General features: G+C 39.8%; 28 protein-coding genes, 3 pseudogenes and 1 riboswitch. Of the genes and pseudogenes, 19 read left to right on the plus strand and 12 right to left on the minus strand.

The features are described 5' to 3' along the window. The first annotated feature begins 126 nt into the window (after positions 1–126). A riboswitch (cobalamin riboswitch) is annotated at positions 127–310 on the plus strand. Between the two features lie 127 nt (positions 311–437). The 6 genes and pseudogenes from ACXAEO_RS01325 to ACXAEO_RS01350 all read left to right on the plus strand — a co-directional run. Beyond that, a pseudogene (locus ACXAEO_RS01325) lies at positions 438–1,262 on the plus strand (ribonucleotide reductase N-terminal alpha domain-containing protein); the annotation flags it as partial. A gap of 326 nt (positions 1,263–1,588) precedes the next feature. Continuing rightward, a pseudogene (locus ACXAEO_RS01330) lies at positions 1,589–2,371 on the plus strand (ribonucleoside-diphosphate reductase subunit alpha); the annotation flags it as partial. A gap of 130 nt (positions 2,372–2,501) precedes the next feature. After that, positions 2,502–2,819, plus strand: a complete 318-nt coding sequence (locus tag ACXAEO_RS01335) for a hypothetical protein (RefSeq protein ID WP_474877041.1) — start codon at positions 2,502–2,504, stop codon at positions 2,817–2,819. A 180-nt stretch (positions 2,820–2,999) separates the two neighbouring features. Then, positions 3,000–3,659 (plus strand): annotated as a pseudogene (locus ACXAEO_RS01340) (ribonucleoside-diphosphate reductase subunit alpha); the annotation flags it as partial. 11 nt (positions 3,660–3,670) lie between these two features. Beyond that, the gene (locus ACXAEO_RS01345) at positions 3,671–4,717 is read left to right on the plus strand and encodes a ribonucleotide-diphosphate reductase subunit beta (RefSeq protein ID WP_474877043.1); all 1,047 of its coding nucleotides are present in this window, start codon (positions 3,671–3,673) and stop codon (positions 4,715–4,717) included. A gap of 34 nt (positions 4,718–4,751) precedes the next feature. Next, on the plus strand, positions 4,752–5,192 hold the full coding sequence (locus ACXAEO_RS01350) for an acyl-CoA thioesterase (protein WP_474883887.1): 441 nt from the start codon (positions 4,752–4,754) through the stop codon (positions 5,190–5,192). A 33-nt stretch (positions 5,193–5,225) separates the two neighbouring features. Here ACXAEO_RS01350 and ACXAEO_RS01355 read toward each other — a convergent pair whose 3' ends face one another. Next, positions 5,226–5,420 carry a hypothetical protein gene (locus ACXAEO_RS01355; RefSeq protein WP_474877045.1) on the minus strand — a complete coding sequence of 65 codons (195 nt, stop codon included), beginning with the start codon at positions 5,418–5,420 and terminating at the stop codon, positions 5,226–5,228. Positions 5,421–5,780: 360 nt separating this feature from the next. Between ACXAEO_RS01355 and ACXAEO_RS01360 the strand changes: the two genes are divergently transcribed. From ACXAEO_RS01360 to ACXAEO_RS01375, 4 genes are all read left to right on the plus strand, one after another. Continuing rightward, positions 5,781–6,062: a DUF2325 domain-containing protein gene (locus ACXAEO_RS01360; protein ID WP_474877047.1), complete on the plus strand. Its 282-nt coding sequence runs from the start codon at positions 5,781–5,783 to the stop codon at positions 6,060–6,062. Positions 6,063–6,120: 58 nt separating this feature from the next. Next, complete coding sequence (locus ACXAEO_RS01365) at positions 6,121–6,480, plus strand: hypothetical protein (RefSeq protein ID WP_474877049.1); 360 nt, start codon at positions 6,121–6,123, stop codon at positions 6,478–6,480. Between the two features lie 34 nt (positions 6,481–6,514). After that, on the plus strand, positions 6,515–6,808 hold the full coding sequence (locus tag ACXAEO_RS01370) for a hypothetical protein (protein WP_474877051.1): 294 nt from the start codon (positions 6,515–6,517) through the stop codon (positions 6,806–6,808). 174 nt (positions 6,809–6,982) lie between these two features. After that, a complete protein-coding gene (locus ACXAEO_RS01375; RefSeq protein ID WP_474877053.1) occupies positions 6,983–7,435 on the plus strand; it encodes a flavodoxin in 453 nt (150 codons plus the stop codon). 84 nt (positions 7,436–7,519) lie between these two features. Here ACXAEO_RS01375 and ACXAEO_RS01380 read toward each other — a convergent pair whose 3' ends face one another. Beyond that, positions 7,520–8,545 (minus strand): cytochrome d ubiquinol oxidase subunit II, encoded by a 1,026-nt coding sequence (locus ACXAEO_RS01380; protein WP_474883890.1) that lies wholly within the window; start codon positions 8,543–8,545, stop codon positions 7,520–7,522. 20 nt (positions 8,546–8,565) lie between these two features. After that, on the minus strand, positions 8,566–9,900 hold the full coding sequence (locus ACXAEO_RS01385; protein ID WP_474877055.1) for a cytochrome ubiquinol oxidase subunit I: 1,335 nt from the start codon (positions 9,898–9,900) through the stop codon (positions 8,566–8,568). 148 nt (positions 9,901–10,048) lie between these two features. On the opposite strand from ACXAEO_RS01385, the gene ACXAEO_RS01390 reads away from it, so the two are divergent. After that, positions 10,049–10,294, plus strand: coding sequence for a type B 50S ribosomal protein L31 (locus tag ACXAEO_RS01390; RefSeq protein ID WP_474877057.1), 246 nt, complete (start codon positions 10,049–10,051; stop codon positions 10,292–10,294). Between the two features lie 37 nt (positions 10,295–10,331). Here ACXAEO_RS01390 and ACXAEO_RS01395 read toward each other — a convergent pair whose 3' ends face one another. After that, the gene (locus ACXAEO_RS01395) at positions 10,332–11,498 is read right to left on the minus strand and encodes a metal ABC transporter solute-binding protein, Zn/Mn family (RefSeq protein WP_474877060.1); all 1,167 of its coding nucleotides are present in this window, start codon (positions 11,496–11,498) and stop codon (positions 10,332–10,334) included. 82 nt (positions 11,499–11,580) lie between these two features. Further along, positions 11,581–12,765: a GTP-binding protein gene (locus tag ACXAEO_RS01400; protein WP_474877062.1), complete on the minus strand. Its 1,185-nt coding sequence runs from the start codon at positions 12,763–12,765 to the stop codon at positions 11,581–11,583. Between the two features lie 131 nt (positions 12,766–12,896). Here ACXAEO_RS01400 and ACXAEO_RS01405 point away from each other — a divergent pair, with 131 nt between their 5' ends. After that, a complete protein-coding gene (locus ACXAEO_RS01405; protein ID WP_474877064.1) occupies positions 12,897–13,466 on the plus strand; it encodes a beta-class carbonic anhydrase in 570 nt (189 codons plus the stop codon). Between the two features lie 6 nt (positions 13,467–13,472). On the opposite strand, the gene yidD is transcribed toward ACXAEO_RS01405, so the two are convergent. After that, the gene (yidD, locus tag ACXAEO_RS01410) at positions 13,473–13,709 is read right to left on the minus strand and encodes a membrane protein insertion efficiency factor YidD (RefSeq protein ID WP_474877066.1); all 237 of its coding nucleotides are present in this window, start codon (positions 13,707–13,709) and stop codon (positions 13,473–13,475) included. Positions 13,710–13,863: 154 nt separating this feature from the next. Here yidD and ACXAEO_RS01415 point away from each other — a divergent pair, with 154 nt between their 5' ends. Then, positions 13,864–14,337 (plus strand): S-ribosylhomocysteine lyase, encoded by a 474-nt coding sequence (locus ACXAEO_RS01415; protein WP_474877068.1) that lies wholly within the window; start codon positions 13,864–13,866, stop codon positions 14,335–14,337. A 52-nt stretch (positions 14,338–14,389) separates the two neighbouring features. Here the strand turns inward: ACXAEO_RS01415 and ytzI are convergent, their stop codons facing one another. After that, entirely contained in the window at positions 14,390–14,566 is a 177-nt protein-coding gene (gene ytzI, locus ACXAEO_RS01420; protein ID WP_474877070.1) for a YtzI protein, read from the minus strand. A 103-nt stretch (positions 14,567–14,669) separates the two neighbouring features. Here ytzI and ACXAEO_RS01425 point away from each other — a divergent pair, with 103 nt between their 5' ends. Next, positions 14,670–15,110, plus strand: a complete 441-nt coding sequence (locus ACXAEO_RS01425; RefSeq protein WP_474877072.1) for a Dps family protein — start codon at positions 14,670–14,672, stop codon at positions 15,108–15,110. 90 nt (positions 15,111–15,200) lie between these two features. On the opposite strand, the gene ACXAEO_RS01430 is transcribed toward ACXAEO_RS01425, so the two are convergent. Continuing rightward, complete coding sequence (locus ACXAEO_RS01430; RefSeq protein WP_474877074.1) at positions 15,201–15,404, minus strand: DUF6154 family protein; 204 nt, start codon at positions 15,402–15,404, stop codon at positions 15,201–15,203. A gap of 127 nt (positions 15,405–15,531) precedes the next feature. On the opposite strand from ACXAEO_RS01430, the gene ACXAEO_RS01435 reads away from it, so the two are divergent. The 3 genes from ACXAEO_RS01435 to ytkD all read left to right on the plus strand — a co-directional run bounded on the left by ACXAEO_RS01435 (position 15,532) and on the right by ytkD (position 17,094). Then, positions 15,532–15,921, plus strand: coding sequence for a phage holin family protein (locus tag ACXAEO_RS01435; RefSeq protein WP_474877078.1), 390 nt, complete (start codon positions 15,532–15,534; stop codon positions 15,919–15,921). Between the two features lie 118 nt (positions 15,922–16,039). Beyond that, positions 16,040–16,372, plus strand: a complete 333-nt coding sequence (locus tag ACXAEO_RS01440) for a hydrolase (protein ID WP_474877081.1) — start codon at positions 16,040–16,042, stop codon at positions 16,370–16,372. Positions 16,373–16,617: 245 nt separating this feature from the next. Next, the gene (ytkD, locus tag ACXAEO_RS01445) at positions 16,618–17,094 is read left to right on the plus strand and encodes an RNA deprotection pyrophosphohydrolase (protein WP_474877083.1); all 477 of its coding nucleotides are present in this window, start codon (positions 16,618–16,620) and stop codon (positions 17,092–17,094) included. 114 nt (positions 17,095–17,208) lie between these two features. Here ytkD and ACXAEO_RS01450 read toward each other — a convergent pair whose 3' ends face one another. From ACXAEO_RS01450 to ACXAEO_RS01460, 3 genes are read right to left on the minus strand one after another with little or no spacing between them, the layout of a single operon-like run. After that, positions 17,209–18,012: an ABC transporter permease gene (locus ACXAEO_RS01450; protein WP_474877085.1), complete on the minus strand. Its 804-nt coding sequence runs from the start codon at positions 18,010–18,012 to the stop codon at positions 17,209–17,211. Further along, on the minus strand, positions 17,978–18,769 hold the full coding sequence (locus tag ACXAEO_RS01455; protein ID WP_474877087.1) for an ABC transporter ATP-binding protein: 792 nt from the start codon (positions 18,767–18,769) through the stop codon (positions 17,978–17,980). Before ACXAEO_RS01455 ends, ACXAEO_RS01450 begins: the two co-directional genes overlap by 35 nt. A gap of 13 nt (positions 18,770–18,782) precedes the next feature. After that, complete coding sequence (locus ACXAEO_RS01460) at positions 18,783–19,784, minus strand: ABC transporter substrate-binding protein (protein WP_474877090.1); 1,002 nt, start codon at positions 19,782–19,784, stop codon at positions 18,783–18,785. A 195-nt stretch (positions 19,785–19,979) separates the two neighbouring features. Here ACXAEO_RS01460 and ACXAEO_RS01465 point away from each other — a divergent pair, with 195 nt between their 5' ends. Together ACXAEO_RS01465 and ACXAEO_RS01470 are read left to right on the plus strand one after the other, a co-directional pair. Then, complete coding sequence (locus ACXAEO_RS01465; RefSeq protein WP_474877092.1) at positions 19,980–20,762, plus strand: alpha/beta hydrolase family protein; 783 nt, start codon at positions 19,980–19,982, stop codon at positions 20,760–20,762. A gap of 159 nt (positions 20,763–20,921) precedes the next feature. Continuing rightward, complete coding sequence (locus ACXAEO_RS01470; RefSeq protein ID WP_474877094.1) at positions 20,922–21,164, plus strand: DUF2584 domain-containing protein; 243 nt, start codon at positions 20,922–20,924, stop codon at positions 21,162–21,164. 73 nt (positions 21,165–21,237) lie between these two features. Here ACXAEO_RS01470 and pckA read toward each other — a convergent pair whose 3' ends face one another. Continuing rightward, entirely contained in the window at positions 21,238–22,824 is a 1,587-nt protein-coding gene (gene pckA, locus ACXAEO_RS01475; protein WP_474877096.1) for a phosphoenolpyruvate carboxykinase (ATP), read from the minus strand. Between the last annotated feature and the right edge of the window lie 35 nt (positions 22,825–22,859).

Genomic DNA, 22,859 nt, shown 5'->3' on the forward strand with positions numbered 1-22,859 from the left:
TCGAAAATTGCATTTTAATTTAAAGTAGGGAAAGTGAGAAAATGGTTGTCAGATGTAAAAATTGCCTTTATAATAAACAAGACAACAAGATATAGTTGTTTTTAAAAATAAAAAATACAACATATTGTGTTACTCGGTGAAATAGGTGTTGCGACCGCAACTGAAAAGGGAATCTGGTGAGAATCCAGAACTGTCCCCGCAACTGTAATTGCTGATGAAATAAGGAAACCACTGTGAAGCAGCTTCATGGGAAGGCCTTAAAGTAAGATGATGCATAAGTCAGGAGACCTGCCTATTTTCATATCGTACTATCTTCTTCGGGAATTGAGAGGATAGAATGCGAGTACAAAAGGTGCCGCGTGCATCATTTTGTCCTTTCATTCTATCCGCTCATCGAAATCCGATGGGCGTTTTTTTATTAATAGGGAGGGAATGTTTTGGAAAACACATATGCACCGCACAGCGAACATCTAACAATCTACTTAGAGGAATTGGCACAATCATTTCCTGAATTAGATTTTTCTTTATACAACGAAAAGATTGGACAGGCTGTAGCACATCGCCAAGAAATGACAGAAGAACAAGTTAGCAATTTACTTATATTATCTGCTTTAGAACGAATCTCGATGGATGAGCCGAAATGGACATATGCCGCAGCAAAAATTTATTTAGATCAGCTTTATAAAAAAGCTTCTGTTTCGAGAGGCTATGATGTTCAACAAAAATACGGTTCACTCTACAGCTTGATTCAAACATTGACGAATACAGGCATTTACAGTGAAAAGCTGTTGCAGGAATACTCGAAGGAAGAGATGGAAGAGCTTGAACGAATTATCGTGCCGGAGCGGGATCTTTTGTTTACATACATCGGGGTGTTAACGTTAGCGGACCGTTACTTGGCTAAATCGCATAGCGGAGAAATTTACGAACTGCCGCAAGAACGTTTTTTAATCATTGCGATGGCGTTAATGATGAAGGAGTCCAAAGATAAGCGAATTGAACTGATTAAAGAAGCTTACTGGGCTCTTTCTAATTTATACATGACTGTGGCCACACCGACATTGGCGAATGCAGGAAAAAGCTACGGGCAACTATCAAGCTGCTTTATCGATACAGTTGATGATAGTTTGAGAGGAATTTATGATAGCAATACAGATATTGCGACTGTTAGTAAAAACGGTGGAGGTATCGGCGCATATCTAGGCAAGGTAAGAAGCCGAGGAAGTGATATTAAAGGGTTTAAAGGGGTTTCAAGTGGCGTTAAGGAATAGCGCCTGCAGGCAGTAATGTTTGTATAAAAAGGCGGTCAATTGCTGGAAAGACCGAGTATATCAAGGTAGGATGATACGCAGTAATGACGTATTGACCCCTAAAAATCCGAGATTGCGGTTAATCAGCAGCCAAGCTTCCTAAGTTGATTTGGGAAGAAGGTTCAACGACTAGGTGGTTATGAAAGTAATTTTATAATCCGATCCGCCTATCCATTTAAATAATGGATAATGATATAGTCTGAACTCTATGGCGACATAGAGAGATAGGCAGAAATGACCTATCCCTTCATTTTTAAAATGAAGAGTAACAATTTTGAATTCCATGGATGAAGCAGCTTAACAATACTGCGGTTAGTGTTGATCAGTTAGGTCAAAGACAGGGAGCGATTGCTGTTTTTCTTGACGTGATGCATAAAGATATTTTCTCGTTTTTAGATACAAGATTAAATAATGGCGATGAACGTCAGCGGACTCACGATCTATTCACAGGAGTATGCATTCCAGATTTATTTATGGAAAAAGTAGAGGCGCGCGAAGAGTGGTATATATTTGATCCTCACACGATTCGCAACGTGATGGGGTTTAGTTTGGAAGATTACTATGATGAGGAAGAAGGAAGAGGAAACTTCCGAACTAAATATATGGAGTGTGTGCATGCAGCTGAAGAAGGGAAATTTGGAGAAAAGGGATTATTATGGGATGTTGTACCAGCTATAGAAATTATGAAACGAATCATGATTTCCCAACTTGAAACAGGAACACCCTATATGATGTACCGTGATGAAGTGAATCGCCAAAATCCAAACAAGCATAAGGGTATGATTTATGCATCAAACTTATGTACAGAGATTTGTCAAAATACATCGGCAACATCAGTGACAGAGGAGTATATTACAGAAGATGGTAAAGTGGTTATTGTGCGCGAACCGGGAGACTTTGTGACATGCAACCTTTCATCTATTAATCTAGGACGTGCTGTTCCAGCAGATGTGTTGGAACGCTTAATCCCAATTGAAATTCGCATGCTGGATAATGTGATTGATTTAAATAGTATTCCTGTCTTACAGGCACAGATAACTAATCAGAAATACCGTGCCGTTAATAGTCTAGCGGCTTAATGAAGCAATTCATTAAGAAAACCCTGTTAAACGGGGAAACTCTTCGAAAGAAGACAATCCCGTGCTAAATTTTTCTCGATTGAAGACAAAATAATATAAAGGAGGTGAAAGTATGCGGGGAATATATGCAATTTACGGTAAAACTCATGCTGCTGATTGGAAAGAAAAGAGGCAAGCGTTGTATGAACAGAAAAAAGTAGAGGGATGGATTTGTCCTAATAAAGGAAAGCCCAAGCCAAAGGAAGCGGTAGAAACTATGAAAAAAAATATGCCCAACCGTTGTGAAATTATTGTGGACGGAATAGAATACATGAGTATTTCTAATTGTTTTACGTGTATAGGGCTATCAAGAGCGACTATCAGAAAGCGTATTAAAGATGATAAATTCCCCAATTATCAATACAAATCAATCGAGAGAATAAATGCCTAACGACCATCGAAACCACATCTTTAAGATGGAAGGGAGTAGAGTAGAACACAAGCGATTGGTGTTCGAAACGCAGGGGATCTCTTAGGAAAGAGATCGTGATATGGTCTAATCTGTATGGTGACATGCAGCAGTTCATAAAAGAACGGGATAAGGAGTAGCGGCCTTATTTGAATATAGTGAGGACTTGGGACGTTTGGATGGCATCACCTTTTAGCGTTAAAAGGTATTCAGTGGGAAAGTGATGAAGCAGTTCAGTATGCAGATGAACTATATGAGGAAATTGCATTTTTAACCATTGCAGCTAGTTGTGATTTAGCAAAAGAAAAAGGTTCCTATCCTTTATTTATAGGTTCTGAATGGGAGACTGGCGCTTATTTTGAGAAAAGAGGCTATGTATCAGAGCGATGGAAAGAACTGCAAACAGCCTTGAAGGAGCATGGCATCCGTAACGGTTATTTGATGGCGGTCGCTCCAAATTCGTCTACCTCAATTATTGCGGGTTCAACAGCGAGCATTGATCCGATTTTCCGTAAATCTTATTCGGAGGAAAAGAAAAATTATAAAATCCCAGTGACGGCTCCCGATTTGAATGCCGAAACGAATTGGTACTATAAATCAACTTATCATATCGATCAAAAATGGAGCATTTTGCAAAATGCAAAACGTCAGCGCCATATTGACCAAGCAATTTCGTTTAACTTATATGTCCGGAATGATATTAAGGCGAAAGAACTGTTGGATTTGCATATGACAGCTTGGAAAAATAAGCTGAAAACGACGTATTATGTGCGATCAACGTCAAGCGAGATTATTGAAGAATGTGAAAGCTGCCATAGTTAAAGGAGAGAAAAATGATGACGACGTTAATGAAACGAACTTTAATGGATAAACAGGCGCCCAATCGTTCGACAAGTATTATTAATGGACGAAGCTCCAATATTTTAAACTGGGATGATGTTCGCTACTCATGGGCGTATCCTAAATATAAACGGATGCTATCAAATTTTTGGACTCCGTTTGAGATTAATATGGGGCAAGATATTAAGCAATTTCAATTGCTGACAGAAGAGGAACAAGAAAGCTTTTTAAAGATTATTGGATTATTAGCATTATTGGATAGCGTTCAGTCCGATTATGCGAAAAAAGCGGCTGATTACATTACCGACTCATCCATTAATGCCCTCATGATTATGTTGGCTCAGCAGGAGATTATTCACAATCACAGTTATTCGTACGTTTTATCAAGTCTTGTTTCAAAGACGAAGCAGGATGAAGTATTTGAATATTGGCGAACAGAGAAAAGCTTGCAGGAACGAAATGATTTTGTGACGAGTGGTTATGAACAATTTGCAGAGGAACCAACAGTCGAAAGCTTCTTAAAGTCGATCGTATTTGATATTATTTTAGAGGGATTGTTTTTCTACAGCGGTTTTGCGTTCTTTTACAATTTGGCCCGAAATCAAAAGATGCTTGCCAGTTCTACAATGATTAACTACATTAATCGCGATGAGCAAATTCATGTAGGGTTGTTTGAGAAAATCTTTAAGGAAGTATTAAATGAGCATCCTCAATATAACACTTCTGAATTAGAAGAGTTTGTTATTGATACATTCAAAGAAGCGGCACGTTTAGAGATTGAATGGGCTGGAGAAGTCATTGGTGAAAAGTTCGACGGAATAACAATGCCAGAGTTAACGCAGTATATTCAGTATATGGCGAATAAACGTTGCAATCAGTTAGGATTTGGCCGAATGGTCTTTCCAGACGCTCCGATTCATAATCCGCTCCGCTGGATTATCGCGTATCAGGAAGTAGATATGGGGAAAACGGACTTTTTCGAGCAAAAATCCAGACAGTACACAAAAGCATCAGACGTAAACGGGTTTGATGATTTGTAAGGAAGGATGGACGAAGGTGCAGCTAGAAAAACCGATGAGTGAATCTAAAGTGGTTCAAACGCGATTGGTGCTACCGCCTGATACGAATCATTTAGGTACTATATTTGGCGGGAAGGTGCTTGCTTATGTGGATGAGATTGCTGCGATCTCAGCGATGAAGCATTCACGTTCGACGGTGGTGACCGCTTCTATTGATTCAGTTGATTTTTTGTCGCCGGTCAAAGCTGGAGATATTTTAACACTTGAATCATTTGTAACGGGAACGGGTACTACCTCTATGGAAGTGTATGTACGTGTTCATAGGGAAAATTGGAAAACAGAAGAGAAAACATTAACTACGACTTCATTTGTAACAATGGTAGCGGTGGATGAAGCAGGAAATGCTCATCCGGTGCCAAAGGTTGTACCAGAAACAGAAGAAGAAAAAGCTCTTTATGCTTCTTCTAAAGAACGACGCGAAAGACGAATGAAATGACGAAAAAGGAGACCGAGCTGGTCTCCTTTTTCATTACTCCATTTCCATTAACCCAAGTTCGACGGCACGGTGAGCAATCATATCGTCAATTTCACTTGGTAAATCATCTAGTGATCCAAATTCGTATTGCCATAGATTTGTGAAAGAATCAACACAAATTGGAAAGGTAAACTGATCCGATTTTTCGACTTCGCTTTTAAATGAATTCACTAAACTATCACGGTTCATGGATTCATCAATCCCCCTTTATGTATGTTGCCTTGTTTAGTCTCACCTTTTTTCATTTATTTATGCCGTATTAACGAGCAGTGAACCTACAACTTCCAACTGATGAGTCATAAGGGGCGAATGAAGGGAAATCCCTATGATGAAAGTGTACGTTATCCTGCGAATTGAGAAGAGTATAGGTAAAATAGCGGCGTTGTGCCTAGCTGGAGAAGGGAATAAATAATTGATAATGAGAATTTTTATCAATTAAATGTTGACAAAGAGAATCATTCTCAATTATCTTATAAGTATAGTCATAATAATTGAATACACATCATGTTCATATAAAAAACCAAAATAAGATGAACGAGGAGGAAGACAATGTCTTCAATAATGGTAGTAGGCGGAGATCGGTTGAAGCATATTACAGATCGTTTAGAGAATGAAGGGTATAAAGATATTATTCATCTGGATGGAAGAAAATCAAGCATGGTGAAGCGAGAAATCCCTGAACATACAGAGTTTATTTTAGTCATTACAGACTTTATTAACCATAACATGGCGAAAGTCATTAAAGAAAAAGCGAAAAAACAAGAAAAGCCCATCTATTTTGTAAAACATTCCTGGAGCGCCATTCACAAAATCATTAAAAAAGATGCCTGAAAGCTCTTTTCTTTTTATTATTCATTGATAATGATTATCGTTATAGGTTGTGATAAAAATGTTGGAACCCGTTAAAGTTCATGTAAAAACCATTTCAAACGAACATTTAGAACAATTCATTCATTCACCTAACACGTTCTTTGAACAATTTCTACATAAAAGACAAAACAGCATGACGTGGGATATGGCAGTGAAGATAGCAATCAAACAAATTCTTAAAGGCTATTATGGACTTCCGGTACCGCAACGAACTGCGTTATCAATTTTGAGATTGATTGAGAATCAGTGGAGCAGGATTCAGGTTTCTTGGTTTCAGTCTAAAGCCCATTATTATTTAGTGTTGGCGAAAGTGACGGACTATTTGCTGCAAGAGTTGGGAACGTGTTCATCTGTGACGCCGCCTCTTTTTATACGATAAATACAAAGTAGCTGTACCAGGACTTGGAATTGATTTGTCGGTTGAAATTGATATCGGAGAATGGACAGATACGTCTTATAAGATTAAAAAGTTTATGCTGGATGATAGCGAAGAAGTTCGAAATGCGTTCATTCATCTTGTCATGGTGTTTTGCAAGGAAGCGTTTCAGCAAACCCCTGATTCCATTGAATTTTGCTGTCTTATGACAGGAGAGAAGCATGAAGTTCACACCGAATCGTTTCAATATGAGGAATCACTTCAATTTCTAAGCTTAATCAAAAACACATTTGAGCAATCAATGGGCTATAAAAAGACAAGATTAATTTAATTTTCTAGATTTAAGCGGATGACACCCCTCTTGCGGGGGGTGGTGCCATCCGCTTAGGTGAACCTTTGAGGGCCCAGTCAAGTGGTCTGAATAACCATTGAAAATGTTCCTGAATCAAATGAAGCTGTGTCGAATTATTAAGTGAAATGTATATAGAGAAGGAGAGAACGAATTATGAAAACATTAATATTATATGCGAGTATGTCGGGCAATACAGAAGCAATCGCCGATTTAATTGAAGAAAGCTTCAAAAGTGAAGGAATACAAGTAGATCGCTTGGAAGCCTTAGATGCAGATGCATCAGACATGCTGACTTATGATACGATTTTACTCGGAGCTTATACATGGGGAGACGGAGAACTTCCAGATGAATTTCTAGATATTTACGATGAGATGGAACAAATGGATTTAAGCGGGAAAAAAATGGCGGTCTTTGGATCTGGTGATCAAGCATATGAGCATTTTTGTGCAGCGGTTGATTTATTAGAAGAGCGAATTGTAGAAAAAGGCGGCGAGCTAGTAATGGAGGGGCTCAAAATTGAAAATGCCCCTTACGGTGAAGATATTGAACAATGCCGTCAATTTGCAAAAGAGTTTATTGAAAAGATGACGGTTCAAACTTTTTGAAAATGTGGCTATTTGTAGCCTTAGTGGTGAAAAATGGATAGGAAAAAAGGCAACTCTCGCTTGAGTTGCCTTTTTTATGTTGTTTTATATTTTATTTTTCAAATAGTTCCGATCTTTCATAAATAGCTTCCAAAAGTAGATGAACCCTGGAAATAAGATGACGAAGCCAACGATGTACGAAATGAACAAAGCACGAAACGTGGCGGGGTGCGTAAAGCCAGACTCAATTGTCACATTAGGGAAGACAACGAACGGAAGATGCGACTTTCCGTATGCATAGCTTGCCAGAAAGTATTGAATCACGGTCGAAATGACCGCTAACCTTGGCATTCCAATCGCTTTGGAGGTACGAATGAATAAGGCGCCTCCTGTTACGATAAACATGAGGGCAGAAGCAATAAGCCAGCCTTTCATGTCCATCATGTTATCATAAAGCCAGGAAGCTTCTCGGCGCATAGTGAGCATAATCAAGAAGGCCATGAGCAAAGCGATTGGGCCTAAAATGATGGCATCCCGCCGGTAGATGTGATAGGCTTCAAACTCATCGGATACTTTCGAATAATCCGCTAAAAGAAGCGAAGATAAAAACAATGTGGAGCTGATGGCAAACCCGATAAAGGCATAGACGTTAGGACTTGTAAATAACGTGATTAAGTTTAGCTTTTCGGTGCCTTCAATGTTATCAATGTAGTTTCCGTGCGTGATGGGAAGCACACAAATTAAAAAAGCTGGAATGAGAATACCGGATATTCCGGAAATGTAAGTAAGGGCTTTTTCGTAATCTTTTGCGATGTGAGAGAATACTAAAAAAGCACTTCGAATCGACAGCAATAATAAAATGATACTCCCCGGGATGAGCAGCACGGTCCCTAATGTAAAGGTTGCCCCAGGAAAAAAAGTAAACAACGCTACGACAATAGCGACAATGAATACATTAGTGACTTCCCATGTAGGGGATAAATAGCGATTAGCAATGGTAGTGGCATTTGTTTTTTCACGATTAATGTAGACCATAGACCAAAATCCGGCTCCAAAATCCATTGTTGCCATTACAGCATAAATGAAGATGAAGCCCCATAATACTGAGATGGCGAGTAATGCTTCAGTCATCATCTTACAATGACACCTCCTTATGAACTAGTTTTCATTTCTAATTCTTTAGAAACAGGGTGGCGTTTAAAGTAATATTTTAAAACGAGTATGACGGCTACCCCTAAAATGATGTAAATGATTAAAAACAGGGTAAACAATAAACCTAGATCGGATGAGGTCGTCACTGCTTCAGACGTTTTCATGATGCGATAAATAACCCAAGGCTGTCTTCCGGTACAAGCAAAAACCCAACCAAATTCAATTGCCAGCACAGAAAGAGGGCCTGATGCAACATACAGCCACATGAGCCATTTTGGAAAGACGTTTCGCTTTAAAATTTTGTACCAGAACAGTCCGAACATCGCTAAAGCAATGAGAGCAGATCCAATCAATACCATCCCATTGAATAGTGTATGGACAAATAAGGGAGGCCAATATTCTTCTGGAAAGTCATCGAGTCCGACGACGACCGTATCAAAACGATTTCCGGCCAGGAAGCTGAGCGCCCATGGAATTTCAATACCAAACTTCACTTCTTTTGTTTCAAGGTCTGTGAAACCGCCGATCGCGAGGGGCGCATAATCTGTCGTTTCAAACAATCCTTCCGCAGCTGCCAATTTTTCAGGCTGATACTCATGTAGCAACTGAGCGGATTCATGCCCGTTTAGTGCGGTCAGAAGGGAGAAGACAAAGCCTGCTGTTAATGTTAACAAAAGGGCTTTTTTATAAAAGTTATACACTTTTGTTTCTGCTTTGGAGCGAAGCATTTTATAAGCCGAAATGGACGCAAGAACGAACGCTCCCGTCATAAACGCTGACACGACTACATGTCCCGCTGAAACAGCGAAGCTTGGATTAAAAAATGCGGCCCATGGGTCCACATCGACAATTTCTCCGTTTTCAATTCGAAAACCGGCAGGCGTCCCTTCAAATGCATGAACATTTGTAATAAGGATGGCGGAAGCAGCGCCTCCAATGGCGACCATCGTGACACTGACAATTCTCATAAGAGGGGAAATACGATCGGCTGCATAAATGTAAATGGACATAAACAACGCTTCAATAAAAAAAGCATAAATTTCAATTTGAAAGGCAAGAGCCATAACTTTTCCGATGACTTCCATGAAGCCAGGCCAAAGAAGATTAAGCTGAACACCGGCGATGGTCCCAGTAGGAATTGCTACTCCAAGCAAGACGGCAAATCCTTTCGTCCAGCGCTTTGCCATGATGGCATAATCTTTATCTTTCGTTTTGTAGTAAAGCAATTCGGCAAATAAAACCATGAGGGGAATACCTACTCCTAATGTGGCGAAAATGATATGAAATGCCATGGTCATGCCAAACATTGAACGTGCAAGGACTAAATGATCCATTGAGATTCACCTTTCCAATAAAGTACTGTTGTTCCTTATTGTCCACTTTTTACCACATATTATGCATGGAAATGACGAACGTAAAATTTGATAATAGTAATCATTACGTTTTATAATAGTTCTATCATATTAAAAAGGAGAGATTGCATTGAAACCAGGAATCCATCCAAATTACCAAAAAGTTGTCTTCATGGACGTAAACAGCGGCTATAAATTTTTAACAGGTTCGACGAAAACTTCGCAAGAGACCATTGAATGGGAAGATGGCAATACGTATCCGCTTTTGAAAGTGGAGGTAAGCTCTGATACTCATCCTTTCTATACAGGAAGACAAAAATTTGCGGATCGTGACGGACGTGCGGAACGCTTCATGAAAAAATATAAGATGAAATAAAAAAACAGCTTGCGCAGGCAAGCTGTTTTTTTATGTTTTACTGTAAAGCGGTTTTAAGTGTTTCGAGATTCTTCTTCATAAGAGAAAAGTAGTCTTCGTTATTTTGAAGATCTTCTTCTGTTGCTGCTTCAAGGTTGTGTAATGTTAATGAATCAGCCCCAATTTCGCTCTTTATAATCTCTGCAACTTTTGGCTGCACGTTCTGTTCAAAGATGACGTATTTAATATCGTGTTCTTTTGCCGTAGATACAAGGTTTTGCAATTCTTTTTGGGAAGGCTCATTTGTTGGTGATATACCAGTTATGCTTAGCTGTTCAATGCCATAGCGTTTTTCCCAGTAACCGTAAGCGGCATGTGCCACTAAAATTTCTTTTTTAGGTGCTGCATCAATAATTTGAGTGAACTCTTGATCCAATTCTTCTAAGCTCTTTTTCAATACCTGAAAATTTTCTTCAAACTCTTCTGCTGCTTCTGGCTTTAGTTCTACTAGCACATTTTTAATGTTTTCTGCCAAAGTCACCGCTAAAATAGGGTCTAACCAAATATGAGGATCTGTGTCTCCATGGTTATGTTCCTCATGTCCAGCGGCTTCTTCTTCATGAGCGTGCTCGTCATGTCCAGCGGCTTCTTCTTCATGAGCGTGCTCGTCATGTCCAGCGGCTTCTTCTTCATGAGCGTGCTCGTCATGTCCAGCGGCTTCTTCTTCATGAGCGTGCTCGTCATGTTCAGCGGCTTCCTCTTCATGAGCGTGTTCCTCATGTTCAGCGGCTTCCTCTTCATGAGCGTGTTCCTCATGCTCAGTTGCTCCTTCTTCATGAGCATGTTCAGCAAGTTCAATGCCGTTTCCAGCTGCGACGAGCTTGACGTCTTCTGTTTTCAGTGTGTCTGTTGCGGACTCGACAAACCCTTCCATACCTACACCAGAATAAATAAAAGCATCTGCTTGTGCTAAGTTCACCATTGTTTTCGGAGTAGGTTCAAACGTATGAGCATCTACTCCTGGTGGAAGGACACTTTCAACTTGCACATGTTCTCCCCCAATTTTCGTTGTGAAATCCTGTAAAGGAAAGATAGTTGTATATATTTGTAAAGTACCATCGTTAGCTTCTTTGCTGTCTGTCCCACTTGCACTTTCGCTTCCGCATGCGGCAAGAAAAGAAGTGAGAATCAACGTGGCTGCCATGAAACCTGCTTTTATGTTCATGTTTTCTCCTCCTGTCTTTCTCTATATCTATTAAATCCACATGCAATTATATCGTAATTGTTACGATTTGAAAACTAAAAAATTAAGAAGAAATGGAAAAAGGAGGGAGTGGGTCGGAGAAAGTAGACCAATCCTGTGTCATTTCTTCGTCGGTTAGTAAACATTCATCGAGTGAATTTTCCACTTCATGCTTATTCATATCGACACCAATTAATACGAGCTCATTCATGCGATCGCCAAAAACTTCATGCCATTTCTTCCTCAGTTCCGGTTCTTCCTGTAGCGTCTGGATGCGTTCTGCTTCGGGATAAGCGGCTACCCACTCGCCTGCTCCTTGGATCATAATCGATGTGCCAGCTTGCGAAAGAAGACCAGCCATGTCATTTCGTGATGCCAGCCAGAAAAATCCTTTTGCCCTGACAACATCAACAGGCCATTGTTCAAGCCAGTTCATTAGACGTTCAGGATGGAACGGCCGCTGTCTTCGGTAAACGAAAGAAGAAATGCCGTATTCTTCTGTTTCAGGAGTATGTTCTTCATTCAGTTCTTTAATCCAGCCAGCCCCTTGGCTCGCTTTATCGAAATCAAACAAGCCAGTATTTAAAATTCGATTAAGAGGTACTTTACTATGGGATGTCATAATGACATGGGCGTCTGGATTGAGCTTCTTCAACAACTGTTCAAGCTCTGTGACATCTTCTTTTGTCAATAAGTCTACTTTGTTCAGTAAGAGGACATTGGCAAATTCGATTTGATCGATTAACAAATCGACGACTTCACGCGTATCTTGTTCATCTGTTCCTTGCTTTCGATCAAGGAGACTTTCTCCTGAAGCGAAGTCATTCCAAAAACGATTGCCGTCCACAACCGTCACCATCGTGTCCAATCGGCATTTTTTCGTCAAGTCAATTCCTAGCTCTTCATCCATATAAGTGAACGTTTGAGCAACTGGAATTGGTTCACTAATACCGGACGATTCAATGATAATATAGTCAATATCTCCAGCATCGACGAGTCGTTCTACTTCTTGCATTAAATCTTCTCTTAATGTACAGCAAATACAGCCGTTTTGCATTTCAACGAGTTTTTCATTTGTTCTTGAAAAACCATCTCGTTTCACTAAGTCGGCATCAATATTAATTTCGCTCATATCATTGACAATGACAGCAATTTTTAAGCCTTCTCGGTTATGTAGAATATGGTTTAATAAAGTGGTTTTCCCGGCACCTAAATAGCCGCTTAACACTGTAACAGGCACTTGTTTCATAGTTTACCTCCAATAAATAAGAATCATTACGATTTAACTGTTACATAATATAAAAAAATTGTGAAAATAGCAAGTAGTTTATATAATAGTATCAATATTTGTTAATTTTTATGAAAAGGGGATGGAGATGGATGTCTATATTGCAGGAGATTTTATCATTTAATGAACAATTTGTAAGCGGGAAAGAATATGAAAAGTATCAAACGACAAAATTTCCGGATAAGAAGCTTGTCATTCTATCTTGTATGGATACAAGACTGGTAGAATTATTGCCACATTCCATGAATTTACGAAATGGGGATGTGAAAATCGTTAAAAATGCCGGAGCGATTGTAGCGCATCCGTTTGGAAGTATTATTCGAAGCATTTTAGTTGCTGTGTATGAGTTAAATGCGGATGAAGTATGCGTAATCGGTCACTATGACTGCGGAATGGGGAAAATTGAAGCAGATGAAATTATACGTAAGATGTTGGAAGAAGATGTGACCGAAGAGGTGCTCTCTACATTAAAATATTCAGGAATTGATTTAAAGAATTGGTTGCGCGGTTTTAGTAGTGTAGAAGAGAGTGTTAAACATAGTGTTGATACCATCCAAAATCATCCCCTTCTTCCGAAGCGTGTACCGGTTCATGGACTGATTATTAATCCGGAAAACGGGAAGTTGGATTTAGTCGTTGATGGGTATAAAAAACAATCGTAAAGCGTATTAATCATGATTTGACTTTTTTTCTGGTACAGGATCAATTCCTCCTGGATGGAATGGGTGACACTTTAAAATCCGTTTGATGGTTAGCCAGCTTCCTTTAAGCGGACCGAACCGTTGGACGGCTTCCAGTCCGTAATGGGAACAGGTCGGATAAAACCGGCAAGTAGGAGGTTTTAACGGCGAAATAAACTTTTGATAAAACCGAATGGATCCTGTCAGTAATTTCGATAACAGCATAAGGCAACCTTCCTTCGTCTAGTTAGTAAGTACACTATAAAAGATTGGATACGATTATTCAAACAAAAAGGAAAAATTTAATTCATACAAAGTAGATGAAATAAATCGGAATTAAGTGTATGATAGAAGGAGATAAGAAAAAGGAGTGGATTTTATGCCATCAGTTGAAAGTTTTGAATTGGATCATACGGCGGTAAAAGCCCCTTATGTTAGACATTGCGGTGTTCATAAAGTAGGGAGCGACGGAGTCGTTAATAAATTTGATATTCGCTTTTGCCAGCCAAACAAACAGGCGATGAAGCCTGATGTTATTCATACATTAGAGCATTTACTTGCGTTCAACATTCGTAAGCATGTAGAAAAATATGATCATTTTGATATTATCGATGTTTCCCCAATGGGCTGCCAAACAGGTTATTATTTAGTTGTGAGCGGAGAGCCGACTGTACGGGAAATTATTGATTTATTAGATGATACGTTAAAAGATGCTGTTGAAATTACAGAAATTCCTGCAGCTAATGAAACACAATGTGGTCAAGCGAAGCTTCATGACTTAGAAGGGGCAAAGCGCTTAATGCGTTTTTGGCTTGAGCAAGATAAAGAAGATTTAGCAAAAGTATTTGGATAAGAACGGGACGGCTTTTATAAGCCGCCCGTCTTTTTTTGCTCTGTCAGCAACATTATCCTTTTGTTCTAGAAAGATCAGATTGGTTGTGTTGCTTGTCAGAAGGAAGATGAGGGTTATCCTCAAGTGAATCGACCGAATGCTTATAATTGTAAGCTTTAGAGGTGGTCAGTACACTCAATAATAAAATAACGATAACAATGACAATACAGATGACTAAGACCGTATACATACTGTGCCCCCTTTGTTGGTTATAGTATAGCATGAGCTTTGCGACAAAATGGTTTTGAAACGCGGAAAAGGGGTATTAATTAACATGAAAGGAGCGAGTGAAAATGTCTACAAATTTAACAAATATCATCAATAAACAGATTGCTAACTGGAGTGTTTTGTACATAAAGTTGCATAATTACCATTGGTATGTAAAAGGTGAGCAATTCTTTACGTTACATGAAAAGTTTGAAGAGTTGTACAACGAGGCTGCTTTATACATTGATGACTTAGCAGAACGACTTCTTGCACTTGGGGGGCAGCCGGTTGCAACAATGAAAGATTGTTTGGAGATGTCTTCTGTTCAAGAAGCGAGAGGACAAGAAGAAGCAAGAGACATGGTTGGTGTTCTAGTCGAAGATTTCACATCGTTAACTCATGAATTAAAAGAAGGAATGGAAGCGGCTGAACAAGCCGGCGATGAAACAACGGGAGACATGTTGCTGGCTATTCATAAAAGTTTAGAAAAACACCTTTGGATGTTAAATTCATTTTTGGGAAAATAAATAAAAAGAACAGCCTGCCCAACTGTGGCGGGCTGTTTTATGCTGTTTGGAATATGATAGCAAGCAGCGCATGAAAGGGAACTATCACTTTCATGATAGTTGTTCGGTTAACTGCTTTTGAATATATAAATGAACCATACGAATGAGTGCTTCATGTTCCATGCCTTCAATGAGTTGAAATAGCTCTGTTTCGTTCATTTCGTTTAAATAAGAGAAGGAAAAAGCATCAATATCTTCGTCATCTCTTGAAAATTTTCCAGAAAATTGGTGAGAAAGCACATGAATCCAATCCATTAGTTTCTCCTTTCCATAGGGAAAAGTGTCGGAATTTAGTAAAGGATACAAACACATTGTACAACGGCATCATACAATGTATTAAGCTGTGTGAACCTGCGATACTTTAATGAAGGAGAGGTTTTATGTGAATAAGTACCTCCTGTTTAGTGTAGCCGGTCTAGGATCTTTTACTCCTTTTCTTTTTGGAGAATGGGATTATTTACTAATGGTTTTAGTGGCGCTGACGGTGATCGATTATATAACAGGCATTATGGCGGCTTTTGTGGAGAAAAATCTTGCCAGCCAAGTCGGTTTTAAAGGAATTGCCCAAAAGGTAGCGATGTTTATGATTGTCGCGGTGGCCAATTTTTTAGACACACTTTTATGGGAACCAACATTTATTAGAGATACAACGATTTTATTTTACATTGTGAATGAAATTATTTCGATCACAGAAAATGCAGGAATGATTGGTTTACCTATTCCAGCTTTCCTTCTCAAGGCAATTGAGTCCTTAAAAAATCGTATTAAGTGAGTGAAACGTTGGAAAGGTTTCCACGATGAAGTAAAGATTCGGAAAAGGCTTCCCATGAATAAATTTCTAGATGAGAGGGATAAGAAAGGTAAAACATCTTGAGTGGGGAGCTGGTTTTATGGATAATGGTAAAAAAACGTACTATGTGACGGTAGGAACGGGTGAGATATCTCAACTTCAATCGGTGTCTGAATGGAATTTTAAGATTGAAGCGACAGATGATGAAATTACGCAGTTAAGAGAGTACTTTGATCAAGGGTATTCGAGTGATTGGCAAAGCTTTTGGCGTGCGCACGTTCCGTATGTCCAATACCACTATGACCGTCCAAATGACGGTTATGATGCAACGATGGTCAAAATTTATGAGGTGCTGTACAAATTGGGCGATGATGAAGTAAAAGCGCATATTCATAGTATGGGGATTTTGTCGCAAAGTTCAACAGAAGAATAAGGGAGCGTTATGGTGATCTGAATAGCTTAAAATGGCTGTTCAGGTCCTTTTCATCTTTTTTCATACGATAGTTTTCATAAACATTGTTGCTTTTCGTGTAAAGGACTTTAAAATAAAGATAGAGATGAAGCGGAACTTTTAAAGGGATGCCCCGTTCATACCTAGTGTATACATCCCTTATTAATGGAGGAGGGGAGCTCTAAACATTAGAGCGGGATAAAAATAAATGGGAGTTTGAAGACGATATGTATACTTTTAAAGACGCCTACAACAATCAAGTGTTTCTCTCTCTTGATAGTGAGCCGTTCTCCAAAACTCCCCGTCACGTTTGGGTCGTTTGTCGATATAAGCAGCAATGGTTATTAACAAATCATTCAACGAGAGGATGGGAATTTCCCGGAGGAAAGGTAGAAGATGGGGAAACAACGAAAGAAGCAGCCGTTCGAGAAGTGCTAGAGGAAACGGGTGGAATCGTAGAAGGTTTAACGTATATTGGCCAATACAAAGTCGCTAGTCGCGATAAGACTATTATTAAAAGCATTTATTTTGCACATATAAAAGAACTTGTGGAACGGCATACGTATTTAGAAACGAAAGGGCCTGTCTTATTGAATGAGTTACCTCGTGATGTGAGAGAAAATGAGTCCTTTAGTTTTATTATGAAAGACAATGTGTTGCAACATGTCCTCAAGTACATTAAGTCCCGTCAGATGATCAATTAAAGAGAAGACCATAGAAAATGGACCGTTATGAAAACTCGGTAATAACTGGAGTTCTCATAAGCGGTCTATTTTTAGTCTTTTCAGTCGTAGTAGAAGTCCCTTGTTTGAAGAAGTTTAACTCTTAATTAGCTTTCTTTCGACATAGGCGACAAATTGATACATAATGGTGGCTAAGACAGCAATTAGCATAAGGCTTAAAAGGACAAGCGTAAAATTGAATACTTGGAAGCCATAAATAATCATATAACCAAGCCCTTTGCCGGATACGAGAAATTCGCCGACGATTACTCCTACCCATGATAACCCGACGTTTACTTTAAAAGTGGAAATAATGGCGGGGAAGGACGCTGGGAGCACGGCGTCTTTAAAAGTTTGATTTCTCGAGGCGCCAAATGTTTGTAGCAGTTTTAAATAGTTGGGGTCTACTTCTTTAAAAGCCGTATAGACAACAATGGTTGTGATAATGACTGAAATAATGGCGCCCATTGTTAAAATCGAGAAAAATCCTGGACCGATGGCGACGATGAGGATAGGGCCTAAGGCCACCTTTGGCATAGCATTTAAAATAACAAGGTATGGGTCTAAAATATTGGCAAGGCGCGGTGACCACCATAGCATGGCAGCAAGGGCAATTCCGGCAACTGTCCCTAATAAAAAGCCTAAAAGTGTTTCAAATAATGTAATTTGTACATGTTCAAAGAGGGAACCGTCCCCAGCTTTTTGAAGAAAAAGAGTCCAAATTTTAGAGGGGGAACTAAAAATGAGCGGGTCAATCCAATTTTTTTGAGAAGCGGTTTCCCATCCGATAAAAAACGAAAGGAACAGCAGTAATTGCCAGGCCAGAACGATTCGCTTTTCTCGTTGTATGCCTTTTAAATATTGTTTATGAAGGAGGGTTTGGGAGTGTTTTGGCTTCAAGGGTATCCAGCTCCTTCCATATACGCTGAAATAACGTGTGGTAAGACGGATGCTGTCGAACCTCTAACGGTGACAATGTTTTTAATTCTTTTGGGACAGTAAAGGTTTGAGCAATTTTTCCGGGTTTGGCGGAAAAGAGAAAAATACGATCGCTCATTGCAATAGCCTCCCCAATATCATGTGTCACCAATAATGCTGTTTTTCCGAACGAACGTAAAGTGCGGGGAACTAGTTCCTCTAACTTCAGTTTTGTTTGAAAGTCGAGGGCAGAAAACGGTTCGTCTAACAGTAAAATGTGAGGATCAATCGCGAGTGTGCGAGCGAGAGCCACGCGCTGGCGCATGCCGCCTGAAAGCTGGCGCGGATAAGCAGTATCAACGCCTGTTAAGCCGATATGCTCCAACAGCTCAAGCGCCTTTTTTTCTTTTTCTTTCGACCATTCTTTTCTCATTTTTAAACCGATAATCACGTTTTCTTTAATCGTCTTCCATGGAAATAAGTAGTCTTGCTGCAGCATATAGCCGATTCTTGGCTTCATGCGATGAATGTTTTGTCCGTCCAGCGTGACAGTGCCTTTTGTTGGTGTGATGAGCCCGGCAATAATCGAGAGCAATGTCGTTTTTCCGCAGCCGCTTGGACCGAGAAACGAAATAAATTCTCCCTCTTCAATTGTTAAGCTAATGTCCTCTAAGGCAGTAGTCGCGGATTTTTTTGTAAAATACGTATGATTCACCCGATGAATCCGCAATGTTGCCATGTTTTCCTCCTCCTTATTCACCCATTACTTTTTCGGCAATCGCTGTGTTGACGAGTGTGTCATGAGTGACTTCTTTTGGCAGCTCCCCAGCTTCATTCATAATGTTTTGAAGGTTGTTCCATTCGTTCTCATCTAAAATGGGATTTATGGCATAGGAGCCTTGTGCTTTGTAGCGGTTAATGACGGTTTCTATAATGTCCATCGGTGTATCTTGAAATTGACTTTGAATCGATTGAGCGATTTCTGCTGCGCTGTGGGAATCGACCCATTGCTGAGCTTTATAAATAGCTCGCGTAAATTTCTCTGCAGCTTCTGGGTTCTCTTTCAAAAAGCTTTGCTTAGACATGAACGTAGTATAAGGGATATGACCAGATTCCTCTCCGAATGAAGCGACGATGTGACCTTTTCCTTCTTTTTCAAAAATACTAGCGGTCGGTTCGAATAACTGTACATAATCGCCTGTTCCAGAGGCAAAGGCATTAGCAATATTAGCAAAATCGACGTTTTGGATGAGTGTTAAATCTTGTTGCGGATTAATGCCGTGTTTTTTTAGGACAAATTCCCCTGCCATTTGCGGCATCCCGCCTTTTCGCTGACCGAGAAAAGTTGTACCTTTTAGCTGATTCCACGTAAAGTTGTCAACTTGAGTACGTGATACTAAAAACGTTCCATCTGTTTGGGTCAGTTGCGCAAAATTGATAATGGGGTCATTGGCACCTTGGGCATAAACGTAAATGGATGTTTCAGAGCCGACTAAGGCGACATCAATTCCGTCTGATAGTAAAGCGGTCATGGTCTTATCACCGCCCCATGTTGTTTTTAAATCAACTTGTAGTCCTTCCTCTTCAAAAAAACCTTCTGAAATGGCGATATATTGCGGAGCGTAAAATAAGGACCTCGTGACCTCACCGATACGGATGGTTTGAACGGTCTCTTTTTTACCACATGCGGCAAGGGGAAAGAGAAGTGTAAAGATAATGAAAGCTGACAGTAGCCATTTTCCTTTTCTTTTCATGTAGAACGTGCCTCCTTTATGTGTGTTGCCTACAAATAAAATATGAAACGGAGAAAACTTATGTGAATGCCCAAAACAAAAAATTAATCAAGCAATTGATCAGTCATATTGGTTGTTTGAAAAGGGACCGAAAGCGGATAATAAAGGAGAAAGAACTATGCACACGCTGCAGTCATAAGTAAGGGAGAACAAACGATGAAAAATGAATTAATGATACATAAACAGCGCTTTCCATCACCCAATCCAAATATTGAGTTACATATTGTCACCTACATGTGCGATGGTTTGAAAATTAAAGGGCTATTAGCAGAACCAAAGGGAAATGGGTGTTATGACGGCTTTTTGTACTTGCGTGGAGGAATTAAAAATGTCGGAATGGTTCGGGTCGGCAGAATCGTTCAGTTTGCTTCGGAAGGATTTGTCGTCATGGCTCCTTTTTATCGGGGAAATCAAGGGGGAGAAGGGAATGAAGACTTTGCTGGTGAGGATCGGCAAGATGCTATTGCGGCTTTAGAAGTACTTCGCCAGCATCCGAAAGTGGAGAAAGAAAGAATTCATGTTTTTGGGTTTTCGCGTGGTGGAGTGATGGCTCTTTTTACAGCAATTTTAACTCCTTTTATCCGTTCACTTGTCTTATGGGGAGGAGTAACGGATATGGCATTAACATACGAAGAACGAAAAGATTTACGCCGTATGATGAAACGAGTAATTGGCGGAACCCCGCAAAAGTATCCGGAACGATATAAATGGCGAACGCCTTTATATGAATTGGACAAGGTGAAAGCGCCTGTGTTGCTTATTCATGGAAAAAAGGATGACAATGTATCAGTAGAGCATGCCTATAAAGCCGAGAAAGAATTAAAGGCGTTAGGGAAAGAAGTGACCACATGGTATTTTGATGAGTTTACTCACTATTTTCCGCCGGCTACAAACCGAGAAGTGGTCAGAAAGCTTACGGAATGGATGAAACATCATTGATGGACTAGTAGTTTACCTAAATATATATCATGGCTGCCAATATCCATGGTACACTATGTACAAATCACTAAATCTCTTCCTCACTGCTCTGAAGCAAAGAAGGAAGAAGTTTATCTGCGATAAATAATATATACGTAAGGAAGGAATGAACGAAAATAAATGGGTATGCCGCTTGAATTAAACACGATGATTGTAACAAAAGGGAAAGAAAAACGTGTCGAGGAAAATGTATTTGTACTGGAGAAGGAAGGGTACCGTCTTTACCCGCTTGATGTACCTATTGAAGTTCGTAAAACAAAAAAAGGTGAATGTGCAGGTACGGCAATTATCCGAAAAGTGGAGCTCACTAACGAGCAAACGACTATTTATTACGAATTGATTTCATTGAATTCCATTAACTAACGAAGAAGCCCCAATCATGAAGGTTCAGTGAATGACCGACTTTCATGATTGGGGCTTTGTGCTAAACGACGTGTTACACTAATGGGCCGCCGAGATTTTTAATGTCGTCTGAGATAGTAGTGAACTTACGGAAATTCTCTTTAAATTGGTACGCAAGCTCTTTTGCTTTTTGTTCAAATTCTTCCTGGTTATCCCACGTTCTAGATGGCTGAAGCACTTCATCAGGAACTCCTGGTACATGTGCGGGGATGGCTAGACCAAAGATAGGGTCTTGAATGGTTTCCACATTCGTTAAATCGCCCTCTAAGGCTGCTTGAACCATAGCTCGTGTATAAGCTAATTTCATCCGTTGTCCTACTCCATAGCCTCCACCGGTCCATCCCGTATTGACAAGGTATACGTTTACATCGTGTTCGTCGATTTTCTCTCCGAGCATTTCTGCATATGTTGTAGCAGGAAGTGGAAGGAATGGAGATCCAAAGCATGTAGAGAATGTAGCTTGCGGTGAAGTGACTCCACGCTCAGTACCAGCAAGCTTGCTGGTGTATCCGCTTAAAAAGTGATACATCGCTTGTTCTTTTGTTAGCTTACTGATCGGAGGAAGAACCCCAAACGCATCTGCTGTTAAAAAGACGATGGTAGTCGGATGACCTGCGACACTTGGGTCGACAATGTTATGCATAGCTTGCAGCGGGTAGGCTGCACGTGTATTTTCAGTTAACGAGTTATCATTATAATCCGGAAGGCGGGAAGCATCATCGAGAACGACGTTTTCTAATACCGCGCCAAAGCGGATGGCGTTATAAATTTGTGGTTCTTTTTCCTTGGATAAATTGATGCATTTCGCATAGCAACCGCCTTCAATATTGAACACGCCAGCGTTAGACCATCCGTGCTCATCATCGCCAATTAAGCGGCGATTCGTATCTGCTGAAAGCGTTGTTTTTCCTGTTCCTGAAAGCCCAAAAAACAAAGCAACATCGCCTTCTTGACCAACATTGGCAGAACAATGCATAGACAAGACGTTCTTTTCAGGTAGTAGATAGTTCATTACAGAGAAGATGGATTTCTTCATTTCTCCAGCGTATTCAGTTCCACCAATTAATACTACTTTACGCTCAAAAGAAATAATGATGAATGTTTCAGAGTGCGTACCGTCTACAGCAGGATCAGCTTTAAAATTAGGAGCAGAAATCACTGTAAAGGCTGCTTCATGCGTCTCCATTTCTTGATTTGTCGGACGGATGAATAATTGGTGGGCAAACAAGTTGTGCCAAGCATATTCGTTAATGACACGAATCGGTAAACGTTGTTTTAAGTCCGCACCGGCAAAACCATTGAATAAAAAGAGTTCTCCCTGTTCTTTTAAGTATGTTAATACCTTTTTATATAGGGCATCAAATTTGTCAGCGGCAAAAGGTTGATTGACTTTTCCCCAATCAATTTTATCCTTAGTTGATGTTTCTTCTACAATAAACTTATCTTCTGGAGAGCGTCCGGTATATTTCCCGGTTTCCGCACGAACTGCACCTGAAGCTGTCAATTGTCCTTCTCCACGAGATAGCACCTTTTCCACCAGTTGAGGGACTGATAGATTATGATGAACGGTCGGTAATTGAAGAAGTTCATTTAATTCATTTGAAACATCCACTATACTCATATTGAATACCATCCTTTTATTTTAAAGTTTATTTT

The organism is Bacillus sp. ABA4_010 (assembly GCF_056159105.1).